Origin of the sequence: uncultured Sphingomonas sp. (assembly GCF_964235535.1) — a bacterium.
In the GTDB taxonomy this organism is placed as follows: Bacteria; Pseudomonadota; Alphaproteobacteria; order Sphingomonadales; family Sphingomonadaceae; genus Sphingomonas.
In genome coordinates, this window is the sequence record NZ_CAXSBH010000092.1 from 1 (window position 1) to 4,347 (window position 4,347).

General features: G+C 65.1%; 4 protein-coding genes. 1 reads left to right on the forward strand and 3 read right to left on the reverse strand.

Translation table 11 applies throughout. The features are described from left to right. Positions 1-406 (reverse strand): hypothetical protein (locus ACFE7F_RS15505; protein WP_375404749.1); only part of this gene is annotated, 406 nt, incomplete at its 3' end. A gap of 71 nt (positions 407-477) precedes the next feature. On the opposite strand from ACFE7F_RS15505, the gene ACFE7F_RS15510 reads away from it, so the two are divergent. After that, complete coding sequence (locus ACFE7F_RS15510) at positions 478-1,218, forward strand: IclR family transcriptional regulator (RefSeq protein ID WP_375404750.1); 741 nt, start codon at positions 478-480, stop codon at positions 1,216-1,218. A gap of 420 nt (positions 1,219-1,638) precedes the next feature. On the opposite strand, the gene ACFE7F_RS15515 is transcribed toward ACFE7F_RS15510, so the two are convergent. Beyond that, complete coding sequence (locus ACFE7F_RS15515; RefSeq protein WP_375404751.1) at positions 1,639-2,220, reverse strand: RBBP9/YdeN family alpha/beta hydrolase; 582 nt, start codon at positions 2,218-2,220, stop codon at positions 1,639-1,641. A gap of 323 nt (positions 2,221-2,543) precedes the next feature. Beyond that, a partial coding sequence (locus ACFE7F_RS15520) for an alpha/beta hydrolase domain-containing protein (RefSeq protein ID WP_375404752.1) occupies positions 2,544-4,347 on the reverse strand: 1,804 nt, incomplete at its 5' end.

A 4,347-nucleotide genomic window follows, 5' to 3' on the forward strand; every position in this document is an offset into this window, starting at 1 on the left:
GCGAGACGTAGAGGATGCGGCCATCTCGCGACAGATCGGTGTCCTGAGCATAGTTTTTCCCGCCGCGCGCCTCGATCTTGGGCTGCGCGACATACTGGACGGGATCACGCAACAAACCGATCGTCTTGCCGTCGGGCGTGACGTCGAGCGTCCTGCGCACTCGTCCGGTCGCGAGGTCGATGAAGCTGACCGTGCCTCCGACCCCATTGGCCACCAGAGCAACCTCGACGCCGCCGCGCGCCGGGCCGGAACCGTCCATGGCTCCGCGCCCTATATGCGCTTCGCGCCAGGCACCGACGCCGACGCCGGCCGCGACCAGGGCGAGACCTGCCGCCGCCGTCTTCCAAAACCTTTTGCGCATCCCCACCCCAACCGTTTTACGGCAAGCTGTGCCGTCACGCGGCATTAGCACACGCGTATGTCCGGGAAAACGCTATTGTTGATGACCCGGACGGATCGATCGTACAGTCATCAGCCATGCGACCCGTCGACCTCGCCTTCCAGCTCATCGAGCTGCTCGGCATTCACCAGCCTGCTGGCGTCAGCGAGCTTGCCCGCTTGGCCGGCATCCCGCGCTCGACCGCGCAGCGGACCTTGCAGGCGCTGCACAAGACAGGCTGGATCGAGCCGGCGGGCGCTGAAACCACCGACTGGGTCATCAGCATGCGAGCGGTCATCGCGACGGGTCGCACGAACCATGCCTTGGCTAGGCTGCGGCTGGTGGCGCTGCCGGTCATGGAGGAGTTGCGGCGCGTCACGGAGGAGACCGTCCATCTAACCTGCCGCTTCGAGCGCGCGCTGGTGCTGGTCGAACGCCTCGACGGGATCAAGCCGGTCCGCTACTTCTTCCCGTATGGCGGCGTGGTACCCCTGCATGCCACGGCATCGGGCCAGGCGATGCTCGCGCATTTCGACGATGCCGAACTCGATCTCTATCTGAAGGAACCGCTGGAAAGCACGACGCAGCTCACGATCACCGATCGGGGCGAGCTGGAGAAGCGGATCGCGGTCGCCCGGAAGCGGGGCTATGCGACCGGCTTCGGCGGCAACCACCGGGGCGTCAACGCCGTCGGCGCCGCCATCATCGACCGTATGGACAGCCCCGTCGGCGCGATCTCCATTTCCGGGCCCGGTGCACGACTCGATGAGCGTCGTGCCGGGGAGATTGGCGGCCTGCTCGTCGACGCCACCCGCCGCATCAGCATGGCGCTGACCTGACCCGCAACGCTCGCGGCGGGATTGGTGGTCGCCCGACGCTCACCGATGCACCCCACGCGATCGGCTGATTGACTGCACCCAGCAGCTTGGCGGCCGCACCATGTGTCGCGGCCCGCATCGACGATCGCCCGGAACTGCATGAGACGCGATCCTCGGCTTGCTTTACGCGAGACGGACTGACGCGGCAGGCGCACGCTCGGTGGGACGGAAATCACATTAGTGGCGGATCGACGCACGATGCTGATCGACCCGCTCACGAGCGACGGAAAGCGGTGGCGAGCGGTTAGGCAGGTTCCGGGCGGGCCGATGCCGCTAACGGCCGCTGCCTCAGCGCCTTTCTTTCCCGCAAACGATGGTCGAAAAATAGCGTGGTTGCGGGTGATCAGACCGCGGCCAGCGCGCAGAGCCGCACGGCGACGCTCAGCTTCCGTCCTGTCCGGCCATGCTCAGGCGTATGGCAAGGATGGCGTCACGCACTTGCGGAAAGGCGGTAAAACCCGTTTCGCCGTTCAGGTGCCCACCGCCCGGAACCACCTCAAGCGACGCACCTAGATGGTTCGCTAGTTGCTGCGAGCGCGGCAGGGGAACATACGGATCGTCGTCCCCGGCCCAGCAGCGACACGCACTTCCTTTCCGCTCATTGATGCTCTTCCAGTCGAACGGTTCGGCGAAGAAGGACGCATTGATGGCGTCGTAGTCGGGCAGACCAAGCGCACCGATAAATCCAGCGGCCAGAAACAGCCCGCTGAACGGCTTGGTCGCCCTCTCCACCAGCCGCAACGCCATGGTGGCCCCGAGGCTGTGACCTACCAGGATGGTGGAAGCCAGAGCCGATGGCGTAACGGCAAGGTCGTAGGCCTCGAACCACGCCTCCAGCGATTGACCTTGCGGGGTGGGAAACCGGGGTCGCACCACCTCGATCCCGGCACCCTCAAGCTCGGCATGAATCCAGGGAAACCAGTTCGTATCAGGCCCTCCGTGCGCACCGTGCAGTACGATCACCCGCAATCTCGTTTGCTCCTGGCTCACCACCGGTCCTCCGCAGGATGGCCATCGCCGATACTCCAGCGCGATGCTCCCGCAAAGCAAGCTCCGTTGAAACAACGCCGTTGCGAAGCACGCCGTGCGTCCCTGACGGGTCACGCTTTTCCAAAAACTGTTCCCTATCAGGTCTCCTCGAATCCGGCGTGCATTTGGGTTTCGCCAGCCAGCCTTCCTCACGGTTTCGGGCGCCTCGCGCGGACTTGTCATCGACGCGCGCCCGCGCCGCCGGTCGTGGTCGGCACTTCAACGATCGTGCGTCTGCCACGTCGACTTGCGGACCATCATTGCGGAAGGCGGGCTCCTGCGATCGCAGGCACGTCCTCGGCCAGCAGAAAGCCTTCGGCCACCAATCGGTTGCTCGCTGCGGTGACGAGGGCGGTGTATTGCGCTTGTCCTCCTGGATACCGGGCTCCGAGTGACGGACGCGAGTCTCCGGCCGCCGCCCGTTCCGCTTCGGTCCGTGCGAAGGGGAGCAAGATGCCTTGCAGGGTGCATTGCTCTCCCGGCGCGTATCCGGTGGTCGTGAAATAGTGCCCGGTCGCGGTCGCGACCGGAACGGCGACGAGTGGGAACACCACGCCGTCGAACTGGTTGCCGTCCGCATTGAGCCGCGTGGTCAGGACGGGATACGTGCCGCGCGGCTGGGCGAGCAGGGGAGAATAGTCCCAGTTGGCCGGCACGTTGCGGATGGAGCTGTAGGGAAAACCGGGGATCAGCGGCCACTGCGCTTGGGCCTGACCGACCGAGACCAGGCTGCCATCCTGTTTGTTCGGATATCTGGAGGCCGGGGGTGGAGTACCGTCCCTCACCCATCGGTCGAGAGCGAGGAACAAGGCGTTCCGGAAAGGGACTTGCGGGTACAGCACGGGCCGTCCGAAGCATCCACGCGGCTGGATCGGTCCGGGTCCGTGCTGGAGTCCCGCGGCGAAATACAGGCGGACATTGTCCGGCTGGACGATCGGATCGCCAAGGGTGTTGATCTGGAGCATCCAGCTGAATGCGCTTCCCATCTCTCCATCGGTGTCGAAATGCATGATCCTTGGGCACGTATTGCTTCGCTCACAAAGCGCGAGCAAGCCGTCGGTCTTACCCGAGACAGGGTCGAAGGTTACCGGATAGGCGAAGGGAAAGCCGTTGTCGGGGTAGCGCCGCCCGGCATGCTGGGTCGAACTCGCCGTCGGGATCGCGAACGGGCGGTTGAAGTCCCCTTTGCGTGCACCGGCGACGATCGGCATGAGTCCATCGAATACCCTGCGACCCCTGGCATCCTCGTTGAAGCCCTGCCACAGGAAGACGCGTAGGAACCGACCGCTTTGCGACACCCCGTAAGCGAGCGTGTTCTTGACGGCGATGGTGCCCGCGCTCGCCAGCGGGTTGGCGCGGCCGTCCTCGTCGGCTTGGTTGAAGCGGAGGAACGAGACAAGGTCGCGCACCGAGGCGAGCCCCAAGCCGGATACGACCCCGTTCGTGGCCGTGTATGTCAGGTCATACAGCGCGCTGTTGTCGTAGCCAGCGGCTTGACGGATCTGCACCCGGTTCGCATCGACGAAGTCGAAGCTCGATGAAGGCAGTTCCGTCAGGGCGTCCTCTTCATACTGCCTCACATAGAGGCGCGCCGTCGATTTGTCGGTCGATGCGGTCGGATACAGGAGCGTGACCGGCCGGATCGCTCCCTCGGGCTCGGCAACCGGCGTCGAGTCGAAGCGGATCTCTTGGCGGAACGCCTGGGTGAGCGGTCCCGCCGTATTTCGAACGATCGGCAAGGTCGCATTGAGCGCCGCGGGGTTGGGTGCCACCTCGCCCTGCCATGCGCTGTTGATGAGCACATAGCCGCGTTCCATGTAGAAACGCGCCGCCGCGTCGCTGGTCGCGCCCAGACTGATGCTGCCGTTGCCGCGATTGGTCACCTCATAGACCAGGGTGCCGTTCGCCTTCGCGAGATCGACGGGCTTGAGGATCGCGGCCTCGAACGAATATTCGACGAGGCCTTGGGCATTACGGGCGGCGAGGTTCAGTCCTTCGACGCGCCTGCTCTCGGCCCCGTCCGGGTTGGCGACGCCGCTGACCTTGACCTTCACCACCTCA

What these genes read in the sequence shown, in the direction of transcription:
- ACFE7F_RS15510 (WP_375404750.1), top strand. Translation starts at nt 478, where the DNA reads ATGCGACCCGTCGACCTCGCCTTCCAGCTCATCGAGCTGCTCGGCATT.